14 protein-coding genes and 1 other annotated feature are annotated in these 17,247 nt (G+C 69.1%); of the genes, 12 read left to right on the forward strand and 2 right to left on the reverse strand.

All coding sequences use genetic code 11. The features are described from left to right. Nucleotides 1-6 precede the first annotated feature (6 nt). Together ACQEVB_RS36615 and ACQEVB_RS36620 are read left to right on the forward strand one after the other, a co-directional pair. The gene (locus ACQEVB_RS36615) at nucleotides 7-873 is read left to right on the forward strand and encodes a fumarylacetoacetate hydrolase family protein (RefSeq protein ID WP_432982981.1); all 867 of its coding nucleotides are present in this window, start codon (nucleotides 7-9) and stop codon (nucleotides 871-873) included. A gap of 33 nt (nucleotides 874-906) precedes the next feature. Then, nucleotides 907-1,638 (forward strand): GntR family transcriptional regulator, encoded by a 732-nt coding sequence (locus ACQEVB_RS36620; RefSeq protein ID WP_432982984.1) that lies wholly within the window; start codon nucleotides 907-909, stop codon nucleotides 1,636-1,638. Here the strand turns inward: ACQEVB_RS36620 and ACQEVB_RS36625 are convergent. Then, nucleotides 1,586-2,416 carry an SDR family oxidoreductase gene (locus ACQEVB_RS36625; RefSeq protein ID WP_432982987.1) on the reverse strand — a complete coding sequence of 277 codons (831 nt, stop codon included), beginning with the start codon at nucleotides 2,414-2,416 and terminating at the stop codon, nucleotides 1,586-1,588. The genes ACQEVB_RS36620 and ACQEVB_RS36625 overlap by 53 nt on opposite strands. A gap of 71 nt (nucleotides 2,417-2,487) precedes the next feature. On the opposite strand from ACQEVB_RS36625, the gene ACQEVB_RS36630 reads away from it, so the two are divergent. The 4 genes from ACQEVB_RS36630 to ACQEVB_RS36645 all read left to right on the forward strand — a co-directional run bounded on the left by ACQEVB_RS36630 (nucleotide 2,488) and on the right by ACQEVB_RS36645 (nucleotide 7,358). Next, on the forward strand, nucleotides 2,488-3,621 hold the full coding sequence (locus ACQEVB_RS36630) for a DUF3500 domain-containing protein (protein WP_432982990.1): 1,134 nt from the start codon (nucleotides 2,488-2,490) through the stop codon (nucleotides 3,619-3,621). 76 nt (nucleotides 3,622-3,697) lie between these two features. After that, the gene (locus ACQEVB_RS36635) at nucleotides 3,698-4,915 is read left to right on the forward strand and encodes an acetyl-CoA C-acetyltransferase (protein ID WP_432982993.1); all 1,218 of its coding nucleotides are present in this window, start codon (nucleotides 3,698-3,700) and stop codon (nucleotides 4,913-4,915) included. A gap of 120 nt (nucleotides 4,916-5,035) precedes the next feature. Continuing rightward, nucleotides 5,036-5,794, forward strand: a complete 759-nt coding sequence (gene fabG, locus ACQEVB_RS36640) for a 3-oxoacyl-ACP reductase FabG (protein WP_432982996.1) — start codon at nucleotides 5,036-5,038, stop codon at nucleotides 5,792-5,794. A 43-nt stretch (nucleotides 5,795-5,837) separates the two neighbouring features. Beyond that, nucleotides 5,838-7,358 carry a long-chain-fatty-acid--CoA ligase gene (locus ACQEVB_RS36645; protein WP_432982999.1) on the forward strand — a complete coding sequence of 507 codons (1,521 nt, stop codon included), beginning with the start codon at nucleotides 5,838-5,840 and terminating at the stop codon, nucleotides 7,356-7,358. Between the two features lie 251 nt (nucleotides 7,359-7,609). Here ACQEVB_RS36645 and ACQEVB_RS36650 read toward each other — a convergent pair whose 3' ends face one another. Beyond that, on the reverse strand, nucleotides 7,610-8,284 hold the full coding sequence (locus ACQEVB_RS36650; protein WP_432983002.1) for a hypothetical protein: 675 nt from the start codon (nucleotides 8,282-8,284) through the stop codon (nucleotides 7,610-7,612). 128 nt (nucleotides 8,285-8,412) lie between these two features. Here ACQEVB_RS36650 and ACQEVB_RS36655 point away from each other — a divergent pair. The 6 genes from ACQEVB_RS36655 to ACQEVB_RS36680 all read left to right on the forward strand — a co-directional run bounded on the left by ACQEVB_RS36655 (nucleotide 8,413) and on the right by ACQEVB_RS36680 (nucleotide 16,706). Then, a protein-coding gene (locus tag ACQEVB_RS36655) for an IS3 family transposase (RefSeq protein WP_432983005.1) occupies nucleotides 8,413-9,689 on the forward strand; the annotation gives its coding sequence in 2 pieces (ribosomal slippage) (nucleotides 8,413-8,716 and nucleotides 8,716-9,689; 1,278 coding nt in all). Further along, nucleotides 8,703-8,834 (forward strand) — a sequence feature (AL1L pseudoknot). It overlaps the preceding gene by 132 nt. A gap of 561 nt (nucleotides 9,690-10,250) precedes the next feature. Continuing rightward, entirely contained in the window at nucleotides 10,251-10,982 is a 732-nt protein-coding gene (locus ACQEVB_RS36660) for a carboxymuconolactone decarboxylase family protein (RefSeq protein ID WP_432983008.1), read from the forward strand. Beyond that, nucleotides 10,979-11,752: an SDR family oxidoreductase gene (locus ACQEVB_RS36665; protein ID WP_432983011.1), complete on the forward strand. Its 774-nt coding sequence runs from the start codon at nucleotides 10,979-10,981 to the stop codon at nucleotides 11,750-11,752. The genes ACQEVB_RS36660 and ACQEVB_RS36665 overlap by 4 nt, the downstream gene beginning before the upstream one ends. Nucleotides 11,753-11,804: 52 nt before the next feature. Then, nucleotides 11,805-13,808 (forward strand): ABC transporter permease subunit, encoded by a 2,004-nt coding sequence (locus tag ACQEVB_RS36670; protein WP_432983014.1) that lies wholly within the window; start codon nucleotides 11,805-11,807, stop codon nucleotides 13,806-13,808. Then, a complete protein-coding gene (locus tag ACQEVB_RS36675; RefSeq protein WP_432983017.1) occupies nucleotides 13,805-15,433 on the forward strand; it encodes an ATP-binding cassette domain-containing protein in 1,629 nt (542 codons plus the stop codon). Before ACQEVB_RS36670 ends, ACQEVB_RS36675 begins: the two co-directional genes overlap by 4 nt. 13 nt (nucleotides 15,434-15,446) lie before the next feature. Further along, a complete protein-coding gene (locus ACQEVB_RS36680) occupies nucleotides 15,447-16,706 on the forward strand; it encodes an ABC transporter substrate-binding protein (protein WP_432983020.1) in 1,260 nt (419 codons plus the stop codon). Nucleotides 16,707-17,247 lie beyond the last annotated feature (541 nt).

Genomic DNA, 17,247 nt, shown 5'->3' on the forward strand with positions numbered 1-17,247 from the left:
AACTCCATGAACGACATCTTCGCTGGTACCTGGGTCGCCCGCGCCGCTCTCGCGGACGGTCCGGCTGTCCTGCTGGGCCGGGACGGCCGGACCGGCCGCGCCCTGGTGGACGGCCGGGGCTTCCCGGACCTGCCCGAGCTGATCGAAGCCTCCGGCGCGGACTGGCAGCACATCGACATGGGCGAGGACGTCGACCTGGACGCCGGTCGACTGCTCAGCGCGGTCGGCCGCCCAGGCAGGATCCTCTGTGCGGGGCTGAACTACACGGCCCATGCGGAGGAGGCGGGCCAGCCCGTCGGGGCCCACCCGGTGATCTTCCCCAAGTGGCACAGCGCGCTGACCGGCCCGTACGCCAGCATCCCGCTGCCGCCGGAGTCGGAATTCGTGGACTGGGAAGCCGAACTCGCCGTCGTGATCGGGAAGAACTGCCGCCGGGTCTCCCGCGAGGACACCGGTAGCGTCGTCTTCGGGTACACCGCGACCAACGACGTCTCCATGCGGGACTTCCAGAACCACAGCTCGCAGCACGGGCCCGGGAAGTCCTGGGATGCCGCCACCCCCTTGGGCCCTGTCGTGGCACCACTTCCGGTCGCAGATCCGGCACAGGTCGATCTGCTGCTGGAGGGCCTGCTGAACGGCGAGGTCGTGCAGAGCACCCGGACCAGCGACATGGCGCACGATGTGGCAGCTCTGATCTCCTACGTGAGCACGTGGATGACGCTGGAGCCCGGCGACGTCATCCTGACCGGCACCCCTGGCGGGGTCGGGCTCTCCTTCTCCCCGCAACGCCGGCTCATCGAGGGCGACGCGTTCGAGGTACGCCTCGAGGGCGTGGGGAGTCTGCGCAACACCTTCTACGTGGAAGAATGCTGAGGACGGTTGCCGTCGGCGCAGGATGTTCGAGCGATGAGGGGCCAGTTGAACGGCGACCGAGCCACGCAGACCATGGTCGACCGGGCAACGGCGACCATTCGCGCCGAGATCCTGCAAGGCGTGCTCGAGCCGGGAACGCGGATCCACCTGGTCCGGACCGCAGAACGGCTCAACATGAGTACCGTTCCGGTGCGCGAGGCCCTCGGCTCCCTGGTGGCCGAGGGCCTTGTGGTGGCGGTCCGGCAGCGCGGCTTCCGGGTGGCCGAGCTCGATCCGCAGGAGCTCTTCGACGTCTATCAGATGCGGCTGGTGCTGGACCCGCTGGCGGTGCGGTGGGCGGTTCCGCGGCTGACCGAGCAGGACAAGGCGGTCATCGAGGAACGGCACGCCGTGCTGGCGAACGCTCCCTTGCCCACAGCACTGCCGGACGCCGATCTCGATGCGCACCGCAGGCTGCACTTCGCCATCTACGAGCACTGCGGTTCCGAGTGGCTGCTCCGCTTCCTGAACACGCTCTGGGACCGCAGCCAGCGCTACCAGCTGATCTCGGCCGGCGAGCGCGAGCATCTGCGGCCGGGGCAGCGCACCCACTCCCATGCGCTGATCGTGCAGGCGTGCCTTGCCGGGGAGGCCGAGGCCGCGGCCTCCCTGATGGCCAGCCATCTGCGGGGGACGGTGGACCGGCTCGGCCGGTTCCTGCCCGGCGCCCAGGTCAGATCAACGCCGGATAGTTTCCGCCGTCCAGGTGCAGATTCTGTCCCGTGATGAACCCGGCATCCACCCCGCACAGGAATGCGCAGGTCGCGCCGAACTCCGCCGGGCGCCCCAGCCGGCGGGCGACCATCATCTCGACCTGACGCACCCGCGCCTGCTCGTAGCTGAGGCCGTTCTCCCCGGCGATGCGGTGGGCCATGAACTCCTGGCGTGGAGTGTCGAACCGCTCCGGCAGCAGGTTGTTGATGGTGACCCCGTCGGCGATGACCTCCCGTGAGACGCCCTTCATCACGGCCGTCAGCCCGGCCCGTGGACCAGCCGAAAGGATCATGCGCGGATCGGGGGTGGTGACCATCGCCGAGGTGATGTTGACGATGCGGCCGAAGCCGCGCTCCCGCATCGGGCCGAGGGTCGCGGAGATCAGGTCGAGCTGCGCCAGCATGGTGGACTCCAGCGCGTCGAGCCACATCTCCCGCGACGTCTCCGCCAGCGGGCTCGGTGGGGGGCCGGCGTTGTTGGTCACCAGGATGTCCGGGTCCGGAAGGGCGTCCATCAGGAGCGCGCGCCCGTCGGCCGTCGTCACATCGGCCGCGACTCCACTGACGCCACCCCCGGTACGCTCCGCCACTCCGCGCACCGCGGCGGCCAGGCGGTCGGCGTCCCGCCCGTTCATGAACACGTGCACGCCTTCGCGGGCCAGTGCTTCGGCACAGGCGAGGCCGAGCCCGCCCGTGGAGGCGCAGACCAGTGCCCGGCGTCCGGCAATGCCGAGATCCATGGTGTCTCCAGTCGTTTCGCTGGCGGATGAGCCGCGCGGCGAGCCACTCACTCAGGGTGGCGCAGCCAGGCCAAAGTGTATATATTTCTGACTCATGGTCAACGGTGATGGCAGGAGGCGACATGTCCACGCCCGACGAGCCCGACGTCTACGAGGCGCCCGAAACGATCATTCGCATGCTGTTCACGACGTGGTCGCTCCTCAACAGCCTCACCCCGGAGCTACGGGCGCAGGCGGAGTGGCCGATGGATCACCCAGGGCGACTCGACTGGGACTTCATCCCCAAGCCTGACCGACTGGGCGTTCCGCTGGCCGCCATGGACGGTCACCAGCGCACCCTGGCGCACAGCCTCCTGCGCGCCGGCTTGAGCCTGGACGGCTACACGCAGGCTTTGCAGATCATCGCCATGGAGAACGTTCTTCGCGAACGGGAGGCCGACTTCCTCCGTGTCATGGCCGGCGACTTCCGCAACCCCGACAACTACTATTTCGCCTTCTTCGGCCGTCCCGGGTTCGAGGACACCTGGGGATGGCGCGTCCTGGGTCACCACCTGTCGCTCAGCTACACCATCGTCGACCAGCGCCATCTGACCGTGACTCCGTGCAACCTCGGTGCTCAGCCTGCCAGTTGCGGCGTGCTGGCACCGCTGGCCCGCGAGGAGGATCTAGGGTTCGCGCTGCTGCACTCGCTGGACACCGCCCAGTCGGCCACAGCCGTCATCCACACGGTCGCACCGCCCGACTACGCCACCCGGCAGGTCCCCTTCGTCGGCAAGGTCGAGTACCCCGATTACGCCGACCTCGGCATCCCCTGGTACCAGATCAACGACGAGGACCGTGAGCTGCTGAAGTTCAGCAAGGACGAGCCCGCCGGCATCTGTGCCCGTGACCTTTCCACGACGCAGCAGGACCTGCTGTACTCCCTCGTCGCGCAATACCTCAAGCGGTCCCCTGAGGAACTGTGGACCAAGCAACTTGACCGCGTGCAGGCAGCCGGACCCGACGGCCTGCACTTCGCCTGGGCCGGCGGGCTGGAGAAGGGGACGCCCCACTACTACCGGATACAGGGAACGCACGTCGTCATCGAGTTCGACAACGCCATCGACAGTGGCAACCACATCCACTCCGTGTGGCGCGACTACCGCAACGACCTCGGCCACGACCTGCTCCGCGAGCACTACGCCCGGGAACGCCGCACCGGCCACCACCAGCTGAACACCCGCCTGACCTCCTCGGTCCCCGACGACGACCGCTAACGAATGCCCGTCGCCACCGGTGCCACGGCACGTCAATTGCGACTGATCAACGGCTCAATTGCAAGGAGGTGTATCGATGCCCGAAGCGGTGATCGTCGCCACCGCCCGCTCGCCGATCGGGAGGGCGATGAAGGGGTCGCTCAAGGACATGCGTCCGGACGACCTGGCCGTCCAGATGGTCCAGGCCGCGCTGGCGAAGGTGCCCCAGCTCGACCCGGCCGAGATCGACGATCTGGTTCTCGGCTGCGGCCAGCCCGCCGGCGAGTCCGGCAACAACCTGGCGCGGGTCGTCGCGGTGCTCGCGGGCATGGACCACCTGCCGGGCGTGACGGTGAACCGCTATTGCTCCTCGAGCCTGCAGAGCACCCGGATGGCGATGCACGCGATTCGAGCGGGCGAGGGTGACGCCTTCATCTCCGCAGGGGTCGAGACGGTGAGCCGCTACTTCAAGGGCAACGCCGACGGTCTGCCCGACACCCTGAACCCCGTCTTCGCCGACGCGCAGGCGCGCACCGAGAAGCTCGCCCTCGACGCCCAGGCCTGGATCGACCCGCGTACCGAGGGTCTGCTCCCCGACGTCTACATCGCGATGGGACAGACCGCGGAGAACGTCGCCCAGCTCAAGGGGATCACCCGTGAGGAGCAGGACGCGTTCGGCGTCCGGAGCCAGAACCTCGCCGAGAAGGCCATCGCCGACGACTTCTGGGCCCGTGACATCACACCGGTGACGCTCCCGGACGGGACCCAGGTCACTCGGGACGACGGTCCGAGGTTCGGCGTCACGAGGGAGGCGGTCTCCGCGCTACAGCCGGTTTTCCGGCCCGACGGGACGGTGACGGCAGGCAACTGCTGCCCGCTCAACGACGGTGCCGCCGCCCTCGTGATCATGTCCGACACCAAGGCGAAGCAGCTCGGCATCACCCCGCTGGCCCGCATCGTCAGCACCGGAGTCACCGGACTGTCCCCCGAGATCATGGGGCTCGGCCCGGTCGAGGCGTCGCGGCAGGCCCTGGCCCGCGCAGGCCTGTCCATCGACGACATCGACCTGGTCGAGATCAACGAGGCCTTCGCCGCCCAGGTGATCCCGTCCGCCCGGGAGCTGGGCATCGAAGAGGACCGGCTGAACGTGAACGGGGGCGCGATCGCGATCGGCCACCCGTTCGGCATGACCGGCGCGCGGATCACCAGCACGCTGATCAACTCCCTGCAGTACCACGACAAGCAGTTCGGCCTGGAGACCATGTGCGTCGCCGGCGGCCAGGGCATGGCGATGGTCCTCGAGCGACTCAGCTGAGAAGCAGCGCCCTCGCGCAACGCCTCCGAAGGAACGCCGATCCACCGGCTACAGACCGGTTCGCCGCTCTCCCGGCGACGGAGCTGACAACCGTCCCCTTCATCGACAGGAGCATCCGACATGGCCACCACACCTCGCACCGCTGTCGTCACCGGCGGGGCTCGCGGCATCGGTGCCGGCGTCGCGAAGCGGCTCGCCGCGGACGGATTCGCTGTCGCAGTCCTGGACCTGGACGAAGCGGCAAGCAAACCGGTGGTCGAGGAGATCGAGCGCGTCGGCGGCCGAGCGCTGGCGGTCGGCGTCGACGTCGCCGACGAGCAGGCCGTGCGGGCCGGCGTGGACCGGATCGCCGTGGACCTGGGCGAGCCCACGGTGCTGGTCAACAACGCCGGGATCCTCCGCGACAACCTGCTGTTCAAGATGACCGCCGACGACTGGGATGCCGTGATCGGCGTGCACCTGCGCGGCTCGTTCCTGATGACCCGCGCGGTCCAGGGCTACATGACCAAGGCGGGCTGGGGCCGGATCGTCAACCTGTCCAGCACGTCGGCGCTGGGCAACCGTGGCCAGGCCAACTACGCCGCGGCCAAGTCCGGCCTGCAGGGCTTCACCAAGACGCTCGCCATCGAGCTGGGCAAGTTCGGTGTGACCGCGAACGCGATCGCCCCCGGTTTCATCGAGACCGAGATGACCGCGGCGACGGCCGAGCGGGTCGGCGTGCCGTTCGAGGAGTTCAAGGCGGCCGCCGCGGCTCAGATCCCGGTTGCCCGCACCGGTGTGCCGGCCGACATCGCGCACGCCGTGTCGTTCTTCGTCAGCGAGGGTGCCGGTTTCGTGTCGGGTCAGGTGCTGTACGTCGCGGGAGGGCCGAAGGCATGAACGTCGAGCACCGGCCGGCGCCGTCGGGAGGGAACTGACTCAGATGTCCTTCAACCTGGCGACGATACTGCGCGAGTCGGCCCTCACGGCTCCCGACAGGCCCCTGGTGCACGCCGGCGACCGGTCGCTGACCTACGCCGAGGTCGACGAGGCCTCGGGGCGGGTCGCCACGACCCTGCTGGGGCTCGGCCTGGAGCCGGGCAACGCCGTGGCCGTCCAGCTGCCCAACCTGCCGGAGTTCCTGTTCAGCTACTTCGGCATCCTCAAGGCCGGGCTGGTCATGGTGCCGCTGAACCCACTGCTCACGGCGCGCGAGGTCGCCTACCACCTGAGCGACAGCGACGCCAAGCTGCTGATCACGTTCGAGCAGTTCACCGGTCCGGCGGTCGCCGGTGCTCGGGCCGCCGGCGGGGTGCCGACGTACGTCGTGAGCTCGCCCGGCAGCGCTGCGCGCCCGGAGGGCACCCACGACTTCGCCGAGCTCTGCCGCGCCGAGGACTCGGGCGAGATCCACCCAACCCGCTCGGACGACACGGCCGTGCTCCTCTACACCAGCGGCACGACCGGCAAGCCCAAGGGCGCGGAGCTGACCCACTTCCAGCTCTACATGAACTGCACGGTGTCGGGGGAGGGGTTCGGCCTGGGCCGCGATGACGTCGCGATGGCGGTGCTGCCCTTGTTCCACGTGTTCGGCCTGTCCAGCGTGCTGAACGTCGCCGTGCGGTTCGGCGGCAGCCTCGTCCTGGTCCCGCGCTTCGAGGCCGGTGCGGTGGTGGACGCGATCGAGCGGCACAGATGCACCGTGTTCTCCGGCGTGCCCACGATGTACGTCGGCCTGCTGCAGCACGACACCAGGGGGCGTGATCTCAGCAGCCTCCGCATCGCGCTCTCCGGAGGCGCCGCCATCCCGGGCGAGGTCATCCGCGCCTTCGAGGAGAAGGTCCCGGGCGTGGTGGTCCTCGAGGGCTACGGCCTGTCGGAGACCGCGAGCGCCACGACGTGCAACGTCGACGCGGAGCGGCGCAAGGTGCTCTCGATCGGCAAGCCGATCTGGGGCGTGCAGGTGCGCGTGGTCGACGGCGACGGCGCGGAGCTGCCGCCCGGCGAGGACCACGTCGGGGAGATCGTCGTCCGTGGCCACAACGTCATGAAGGGCTACTACAAGAAGCCCGAGGCCACGGCGCGGGCCATCCACGACGGGTGGTTCCACACCGGCGACCTGGCATACCGCGACGAGGACGGCTACTTCTTCGTCGTGGACCGGTTGAAGGACCTCGTCATCCGCGGCGGCTACAACGTCTACCCGCGCGAGGTCGAGGAGGTGCTGTACACCCACCGCGCCGTGGCGGAGGCGGCGGTCGTCGGCCGACCCGACGCCCGGCTCGGCGAAGAGGTGCTCGCGTACGTGGCGCTGAAGCCGGGCGAGACCGTGGAACCGCAGGAACTCGTCGCCCATTGCCGGGAGCAGCTCGCCGCGTACAAGTACCCGCGAGAGGTGCGGATTCTCGCCGAGCTCCCCAAGGGGCCGACCGGAAAGCTCCTGAAGAGAGAGCTGCGTGGCTGAGACCGCGCCGCATCCCGGCGTCCGCAAGGCTCGGCACGTGATGAACCGCACCCCGGTGAGCGGCGGCCGGGAGCCGGCCACTCGCCCAACCTTTACCAAGATCACGTGGAGACGATCTTGTACACACCTCCGTCGGGGCAGTCAGGGACAAGATCGCGCAACTCGCATCGGCTGGCGCTGCGTCTTCGATGGTGAGTTGCGTGGCCACGTCAGCGTCGGTCCGACGATGCCGATGACGAGCGCAACGATCGTCAGAGCGGCAGCACGCGATCGGCCGCACGCGTCGCGGCGGATCGCGCGTCGGCATGCACGTGCAACGCGCCGGCGCGCACGACGGCGATCGGCTGCGTCCAGTCCTCGTGCGCTGCCGGCACCAGCAGCGCGCTGCGTCGACGCTCCCGCGCGTGCCACACCAGCAGGCTGCGCACGCGGCCGAGGGCACCGCCGAAAGAGCTGAAGTCCTGGCCCGGGTGATCAGCGGGGCCGGCGACGGCGAGCGCGTAGAGATCCTCGTCGGCCCAGTAGCCGGGCGGGTCGGCATCGACGTCCAGCGGCGCGCCGTCGACCCAGACCTGTGCCGCCGACCAGGCCGCCTCGCGCCACGCCACCGCGCGGTGGGTCTGCCGGGGCGAGAAGTGCACGCTCAGTTCGACGGTGTCGCAGACGAGGGTGGCCAGCGCACCGTCGATCTGCAGGCCGGCCGCAGCGCAGTCCTCCGGTCGCGCCGCGGCCAGCCACTCGAGCATCTGCGCGCGGTAGCCGTCGGTGCCCAGCATCGCCGTGTAGCGGTCTGCCTCGCGCAGCCAGTCGAACAGATGGATCGCGCGCACCGAGCGGCGCAGCCAGTGCCGGTGCTCCCACCCGAGAGCACCCCAGCCCAGCCAAGCCTGTCGTTCAGCTTCGGACAGCTCGCCTCCGGCGCTCACCGCATCGATGGTAGGGCCGGATGGAACCGTTTAGGGCGGTCGGTGAACACGGTCGGGTCGGGAGCTGCCCGAACTGAACCGCCCTGGGCGCGGGAGAGGCTCCTGATCTAACCAAGGAGACTGGGGCTATGTCCGCTCCCCGGAAGTTCGACGACGAGACACGTGCCCGTGCGGTGCGCCTTTATCAGGACCGGTTGCGTGAGCACGGTGACTCGAAGCTGGCCGCGCGTCGCCATGTGGGCGCGCTGTTGGACATCAACCAGTCCACGATCCGGAACTGGATTCGCGCCGAGGAGGGCGAGGGATCGGCATCGGCCCGACCTGTGGCGGCTGCGGATGATGTACAGGCAGAGTTGCGGCGGTTGCGCGCGGAGAATGCGGAATTGCTCCGCGCGAACGACATCTTGAAGACGGCGTCAGCGTTTTTCGCCCAGGCGGAGCTCGACCGTCGACTTCGCTGATCTGCGAGTACATCGCAGACCATCGTGACCGTTTCGGGGTCGAGCCGATCTGCGCCGTGCTGTCGCAACACGGCGTCACGATCGCCCCGGGCACGTTCTACCGCTGGCTGACACGGCCGGTGACTGATGCACAGTTGGAGGAAGCGTATGTGGTGAACGCCATCGTCACGCTCTATCGAAAGAACAGGTCGGTGTACGGGGTGCGGAAGCTGTGGCGTGACGCCCGTCGTGCCGGGCTGCGCGTGGGCCGGGACCAGGTCGGGCGGCTGATGCGGATCGCCGGCATTCAGGGTGTCCGCCGCGGAACGCACCGGACCCGGACCACCACCCGCGACCAGGCGGCCGTGCGGCATCCCGACCTGGTCAAGCGGGGATGGTCAGCGCCGACGAAGCCGGACGCGATCTGGGTGGCGGACTTCACCTACGTGTGGACCGCGGCCGGGTTCTGCTACGTCTCGTTCATCACCGACGTGTACTCACGTCGTATTCTTGGCTGGCGGGCGTCGATGGACAAGACCGCAGATCTGGTGACCTCGGCGCTGGAGCAAGCATTGAGCACCCGACGTCGGACGGTCTATGGTTTCACCACCGATGGGCTGATCCATCAGCCCGACGCCGGCTCCCAATACACCGCCATTGCGATGACCGAGGCGTTGGCCGAGGTCGGTATCTCCGGGTCGATCGAGACGGTCGGCGATGCGCTGGACAACGCGCTGATGGAATCGACGATCGGACTGTACAAGACCGAGCTGATCAACACCCGTGACCGGGGGCGGAACTGGACCGGACGCCTCGAGGTCGAACGCGAGACCGCCGACTGGGTTCACTGGTACAACAACGACAGAATCCACTCATCAATCGACTACATGACACCCGTAGAACGGGAAATGGTGTACGCTGACACCATCACCCAACGGGTAGCCCACCCAGCCGAGGTGGCCTGAACCCGAGCCTCTCGCGAACCCAGGGCGGTTCATCCGCGCGGTGGCCGGCCGCTTCGCCGGCGAGCGCCTGCGCGTGCGCCGCACCAGCACGGGTCAGGCTTGGTCAGCTGGGCGATCAACTGCTCGTCCACGGCGTCGAGCACGTCCGCCCCGCAGCGACGGGCTTGCTGGGCTCAGCACCGGTGAGGACGTCGAGTTCAACCACCGGTTCGGGCATCACGTCTGTCATCGGGTCCACACTCCATGGTCGGAGCTGCACCGATGTTCTTGGAGTCCCATCCGTGACGCCGGTCGGGTAGCGCCCCATCACTTCGCGGTATCGCTGGTGAGTCGATCGGTGGAAGCGGGTCGGTCAGGGCAGCTCCGCGGGTCGTCGGGCTGGAGCACACAGGCGGTCATCTATCGGACATTAACAAGCTCTCGGATGTCCGACGGTGCCCCCAAGTGGGCGAACAGGGTCCCCGGCGCCTGGTCTTGGATGCGTGGTGGACCATTGACGCGAGTGGTGACCGGCGTTACGTTGGCCATCGATAAAGATCGAACATTAGACAGAGGTGTCTCGTGTCCGTCAAAACCACCCGGCGCCGTGTGGCGTTGGCATCCGGCGTCTCCGCCGTCTCGAGCGGCTCCTCGGCCGGGGGCGCGAGCGGCGGGACGTTGACCATCTCGGTCTCGGGCGATCTGCTCGATCTCGACACGGCGAACTGCGTCCCGCTGGTCTTCTGCAGCGTCGCGTACGACTCCTTGATCCACGTCTCGCCCGCCACCGGCGAGCTGCAGCCGGGTCTGGCGACGTCCTGGGAGTGGGTCGACAAGGAGCACCGCACGTTCCGCCTGACATTTCGCCAGGGGGCGAAGTTCGGGGACGGCACGCCGCTGGACGGCCAGGCCGCGGCTGCGTCGCTGAACTCGTACCTCCAGGCGCCGGGGCCGTTCGCCTCCCTGAGCTACCCGCTGCAGAAGGCTGCGGCCGCCGGGCCGGACAAGGTCGACGTGCAGTCCGCGGAGCCCGTCTCCACCCACCACGCCCTCTACCTGCTCGCCGGCCAGAGTGGTGTCGGACACGTAGTGGATCCCAAGAGCTGCATCAACCTCGCGAGCCTGACCGCCCTGGGCCGAGAGGACGCGATCGCGCTCCACATCGAGGTCGCGCTGAGGAACGGGCTCACTACTGACGACATCCGCGAGGTTCTGCTGCACACCACGCCCGATGCTGGTGTCCCCCTGGCCCGTGGAGCGGTCCTCGTTGCCGAGGAGGCGCTCGAGCGGCTCGCCACGGAGGTTGGCGAGTGACCGGCGAACCGGCGGACCGCCCGGTCGTCGTGGTGCTGGGCGCGCGCAACCTCGGCGGTGCCGTGCTGCGGCATTTCGTCGAGCAGGGGTGGCGGGGTGCTGCGATCGCGCGCACCGAGGACACGCTCGAGCAGGTGCGGGCGTCGAGAGCGCTGGGGGTCGCGGCGGACGTCACCGACCCACTGCAGCTCCGCACCGCGCTCGAGCATGTGCGTCAGGTTCTGGGGCGGCTCGACGCGCTGGTCAACGCGGCCGGCGTCGGGATCCCCAAGCCCGGTGAGCAGTACGGCGGCGGCCAGATCGCCGACGCCGACCTGGGCAGCTGGGAGCGATGGGCCGACGCGATCGGGCGGCAGGCGTTCGTCTTCCTCTCCGAGGGGGCTCGTGCCCTGCGTGCTGGCGGGGGAGGTGCTCTGGTGCAGATCGGCAACGGCCTGGCACTGCGCCCCAAGATGGGGGAGGGCCTGTGGGCCGCCGGACAGCAGGCCGCGCGGAGCCTGGTCCACGCTGCGGCGGAGGAGCTGCGCCACGACGGAGTCCGGGTGGCGACCGTCCTGGTCGATGCGCTCGTGGACTCGCCCAAGCTCGAGGCGCTGCGCGCCGATCCTCCGAAGATCGCTGCAGGGGCTCCGTACCTGCCGGATCACGAGGCGCTCGCCGACATGGGGGCCATCGCCGAAGCTGTCCACTTCGCGGCCACCCGCGACCCGCGTGGTCTCGTCGTGGAACTCGTCGTCACGGCCGCCGGCCGCCCCCCGGTCCCGAGATGAGGGTCCCGTGCGCTGAGCGTTCCCACCCGACAGAACTCCGCAAAGGACCCCCATGGCTGAATTGATGGCCTTCGCGTTGACCGGACTCGGTGCCGGCGCCCTCTTCGCAGGGCTCGCGCTCGGCGTCGTCATCAACTTCCGCGGCTGCGGTGCCGTCAACCTCGGCCTCGGTGCGGTGGCGATGCTCGCCGCCTTCGGGTTCTACGAGTTGCGGACCAACGTGGGTCTTCCGACGGTCGTCGCGGTGGCACTCACGCTCGTGGCCGCCGGCCTCGCCGGCGCGCTCTTCGACTGGGCGGCGTTCCGCCATCTCCGCGACGCACCGGCGATGAGCAAGCTGATCGCGACCCTCGGACTCCTGCTCTCTTCCCAAGCGTTCATCGCCGAGTTCTACGGCGGCACGGTGCTCAAGGCGCCTGAGGTCCTGCCCTCGGGCCCGACCGATGCCGTGATGATCGCCGGAATCCCGGTGCCGATCGACCGCTTCGTCCTGGCTGGGTTGATCGCCGTCGTCACGCTGGTGCTGATCGCCGTCTACCGCTGGACGCGCTTCGGCCTGGCGACCCGCGCGGCGTCGGAGAACGAGCGCTCGGCGCTCCTCGCCGGGTACTCCACGAACCGATTGTCCCTCACCAACACGACAGCCGCCTTCGTGATCGCCGCTGGATTCGGCGTCCTGATCGCCCCGATCACGCAGCTGGACTCGAGCACCATCTCCCAGGCGATCGTGCCGGCGCTCGCTGCGGCACTCATCGCAGGGTTCACTCGGTTCGGTGTCGCTGCGATCGCCGGCCTGTCGCTCGGCATGATCGAGGCCCTCATCGTCTACCTGCAGACGATGACGTGGTTCCCCACGGCCGAGGGCATCCCAGTCGCCGGCATCGCGGACGTCTTCGTCCTGCTCGTGATCGTCACGACCCTGTTCCTGCGCGGCAAGTCCCTCCCGCAGCGAGGGAGCGAGCTGTCGCAAAGACTGCCGAAGGCGCCGGCGCCCGGCCGGGTCGCCCGACCGGCGGTTCTCATCTCGGCAGTGGTCGTCCTCGTGCTGCTTGTCTCGTCAAGTGGTTGGCGGCAGGCGGTGATCATCTCCCTGATCGCCTTCGTCGCGATCCTCCCGTTCGTCGTCCTCGTCGGCTACGTCGGCCAGCTCTCCGTGGCACAGCTGGCCTTCGCCGGGGTGGCGGGATTCGCGACGTCCCGCATCGCCGACGCCTGGGGACTGGGCTTTCCGCTCGCGCCGGCACTGGGTATCGCACTGGCCACCGCCATCGGCACGCTCCTCGCCCTGCCCGGGCTCCGCGTCAGGGGGGTGAACCTGGCCATCGTGAGCATGGCGACCGCGGTCGCGATCGCCAGCTTCGGGTTCGGCAACGAGACTTGGGGTGCTCGGTTGGCCGGGGACCCCGTCGAGTCCCCGCACGTCTTCGGAGTCAACCTCGGGCCGGACGCGTCGTTCTTCCTCGGTGACGACGCGCTGCCCAGCGCGGTGTTCGGCTTCTTCTGTCTCGCGGTGTGCCTGGTCCTCGGGCTGCTGACCGTGAACCTCCGCCGGGGCCACCTGGGCCACTGGATGCTGGCGGTCCGCGGCAACGAGCGGGCTGCGGCCGCGAGCGGTCTGAACGTGCGCAACATCAAGGTCATCGCCTTCGCGATCTCCTCCATGCTCGCCGGTTTCGCCGGCGTTCTCTACGCCTACAACTTCAACTCCGTCTCCACACAGCGCTACGAGCTCATGGGCGCGCTGGTGTTCTTGGCGTTCGCCTACATCGCAGGGATCGGGAGCGTGGAGGCCGCCGTCATCGCGGCGATCATGGCGCTCGACGGGGTGGTCATCCACCTCACCAAGATGGCGGTGCCGATCTCCAGCCAGTGGTGGCTCATCATGGGCGGCCTGGTCCTGGTCCTCGTCGTCGCCCGCAATCCGGACGGCCTCGTCCACGCAGAGGGTGACGAACCACCGCCGCCGTTCAACTGGATCGATCGCGGGGTCAAGCGCGCCTTCCGCAGGATCCGTGAGGGCGCGCCCTCCGACGAGGTCCAGGAGGTGGCCCGATGACATCGACGTCGCCTGTTCTCGAGGTCAGGTCGCTCTCCGTGCGGTACGGCGGGGTCCGTGCATTGACCGATGTCGACCTCGAGGTTCGGCCCGGTGAGCTCGTCGGTCTGATCGGCCCCAACGGCGCCGGCAAGACGACGCTCATCGACGCCGTCACCGGCTTCGCCGCGTGTTCGGGCTCCGTCGTGCTGGACGGTCGTGAGCTCGGCGGCCAGGCGCCGTACCGACGTGCCCGGGCGGGTCTGGCACGGACGTTCCAGGCCGCCGAGCTGTTCGACGACCTCAGCGTGGCCGAGAACGTGGGCGTCCCGCGCCGGCGTTCGGTCCGCCAGGTGGCGATGGAGCTGCTGTCGGGACGCCGGATCCCCGAGCCCGTCGTGGAGGAAGCCCTCGTGCGGGTGGGCCTCGGGTCGCGGGCCGACGATCTCCCCGAGGCCCTCAGCCATGCGCAGCGCAACCTCGTCGGGGTGGCGCGGGCACTCGCCGCGGAGCCGCGACTGCTGCTGCTGGACGAGCCGGCAGCAGGTCTGGACACGACCGAGTCCGCGGAGCTGGGAAGCCGGCTGCGAGCCCTCGCCGACGAGGGCCAGGCCATCTTGATGATCGACCACGACATGAGTCTCGTCCTCTCGGTGTGTGACCGCGTCGTCGTGCTGGACTTCGGCCGGGTGATCGCGCGCGGCACCCCGAGCGAGATCCAGCTGGACCCCAAGGTCCGGTCCGCCTATCTCGGCACCGGCGACGAGGACGGCGAAGGCGACCAGGACTTCGCGAGCCTCGACGAGAGCCTCCAGGCCGCGGTCGACGCCGCGGTGGTCGAGGAGTCCGACGTCGCCACGGCCGAGTCCGACGAGCCGGGCAAACCCCTCCTCGTGCTGAATGGTCTCGCCGCCGGGTACGGCGGCGGCACGGTCGTCCGTGGCGTCGACCTGGAGGTGCGGGCCGGTGAGGTGGTCGCCCTCCTCGGCCCCAACGGTGCAGGCAAGACAACCACGCTGCGTGCGGTGTCGCGCCTGATCGAGCCCACCGCTGGCTCCGTCGACTTCGATGGCGAGGTGCTCGCGGGCACGGCCGCGCACGAACTGGTCCGGCAAGGCCTGGTCCAGGTGCCCGAGAACCGCGGCATCTTCTTCGGTCTCACCGTCGCCGAGCACTTCAAAGGTGCGCCGTGTGGCCCGCTGGACTTCGGCAAGGCTGCCGACTACTTCCCGGAGCTCGAGGTCCTCGAGCACCGGCGGGCAGGCCTGCTCTCCGGAGGTGAGCAGCAGATGTTGGCCCTCGCGCTCGCCCTCGCCCGGCAGCCAAGAGTGCTCCTGCTCGACGAGCTCAGCATGGGTCTGGCTCCGGTGGTCGTGCAACGCATGCTCCCGGTGGTCCGTTCCTACGCGAAGGAGCAGCGGGCGGGAGTCCTGCTGGTGGAGCAGCACGTGCCGCTGGCCCTCGGCGTCGCGGATCGCGCCTACGTGCTCGCTCACGGTTCGATCGTCCTGTCAGGCGACGCCCGGGACCTCCGGAGGGACGTGCACGCCCTCATGGCGAGCTATCTCGGCGAACCGCCCGCTGCTCGCAGCGGAGCACTGGAAACGGACCGTGGCGAGGCCGGCAGGCACTCGGTGATCTCCTGATGAAAGGAGCAATGTGAAGTCGACCAAGAAATGCGTGTCGGCGGCCTTGCTGGTCCTCGGCCTCGGCCTCGCCGGGTGTGCAGACAACGGCAACGCGGCAGCCGGTAAGTCCGACGTGGCCCTGGCCGACGTCGACCTCTCTGTGGCCGTTCGGTACACCGGCGGGACCGCGAGACCTGCCGACGACGGCCTCAAGCCGGTGAAGATCGGCTGGGTCAACGAAGAGGGCGGAGCGACCAGCCAGCCGGAGGCGACGGCGGGCGTCCGAGCCGCAGTGTCGCTGATCAACGACTCCCTCGGTGGCATCGGGGGCCGCCGCGTGGAGTTGGTCGAGTGCTTCGTGGCCTCCTCGGAGGAGGAGGGCCAGCAGTGCGCTCAGAAGATGCACAACGATGACGACATCGCCCTGGTGCTGACCGGTTCGACGTCTGTCGCCGCGGGATCGCTCCACAACGTGCTCGCACAGAGCAAGCCGATCCTCGGCTCCACCCCGTCGAGCCCGTCAGATCTCACCGCCGAGAACTCCTACTACGTCGGAGCGGGCCCGTTCGGCCAGAGCGCACTCGCGAAGTACCTCATCGACCACGAGAATGCGAGGAAGATCGCCCTGATCGGGCCCGACTTCGCCGGGACGACCATCGCCCTCGACACCATCAAGAAGGTGGCCGAGCCCGCAGGCGCAACCGTCAGCGCCGGCACGTACAAGCAGGGATCGGCCGACGTCTCGCCGGCTGTGCTGGCGTCGAAGGCCCGCGAGGCCGACGCCATCCTGGTCCTCGAGCCCACCGGCGCCGGTTGTGCCTCGGTCGCCAAGGCGCTGGCGCAGTACGCCGTCACTGCGCCGGTGCTGTCGCTGTCCAGCTGCGCCGAGGAGGAGACCGTGGGCGCTGCGCTGGGCGACCTGCCGAAGTGGACGTTCCCCTTGCCGACGCTGATTCCGTCGACGTCCGTCAAGGACGACACGGGTGAGGCGGCCGTCTACCTGGGCGCCATGACGGAGTACCAGCCGAAGGCGTCCCGCTGGGGACTCGCGCCGGCGAACTTCTCCCTCGGGATCTACGCGGCCAGGATCCTCAACGGGCTGGGCGGCGTCATCACCCCGGAGGCAGTGTCGTCGGCGCTCAAGGCCGGCACCGGGCCGGTGTTCATGGCGACACCGACGCTGAAGTTCGGCGGCCCGCTGCCCGCGGTCGGTTCGACATCGTTCCGCTTCTACACCTATGAGGGCGAGGGGAACTGGAAGATCGCGGCCGACGGCGAGTGGGTCTCCTGATCGAATCGTGAGCGGTGCGGTCACGGTCGCTGCCTGCGTTGTCGCCCGACCGGCGCTCCAGCGGCGTGCCCATCCGATCGGTCCAGAACGGCACATGACTGCCCCCTTCAGGCGGTGACGTCCTGGGCGGGGGTCCCGCCGGTGCGGTCGTCTCCGTCGCGGCGGTGACTGGCCGTTCCTGGTCTCCTTCAGCGCGAGGGAGACCACGACGACGAGGTACGCCACCGCGGCCGCGGCCATCACCGCACCGAGGCCGTAGCGGTCGGCGGGCGAGGTCGGCGTGATTCTCGGCGTTCACCTGGCAGCCGATGAGGTTCGCCTCAGCGTCACGTACTGCCCGGCGCGCCGTCCGTCGTCGCCGCGTCCGTGGAGTCACGCGCACCTTTCGGTGACGTAGCCGCCCTCAGGGACGCTGATGAGCGCCATGCATCACGGCGTCCCCAACCGGCATTGGACCGCCCCGGAGACGGTCACCAATAGTGCTGGGCATGGGCGCAGACGCCGTGACGGAGGTTCGCCGATGACCATCTCCCCACCACCC

It is taken from the genome of Pseudonocardia sp. CA-107938 (genome assembly GCF_050936315.1).
Classification (GTDB): Bacteria; Actinomycetota; Actinomycetes; order Mycobacteriales; family Pseudonocardiaceae; genus Pseudonocardia.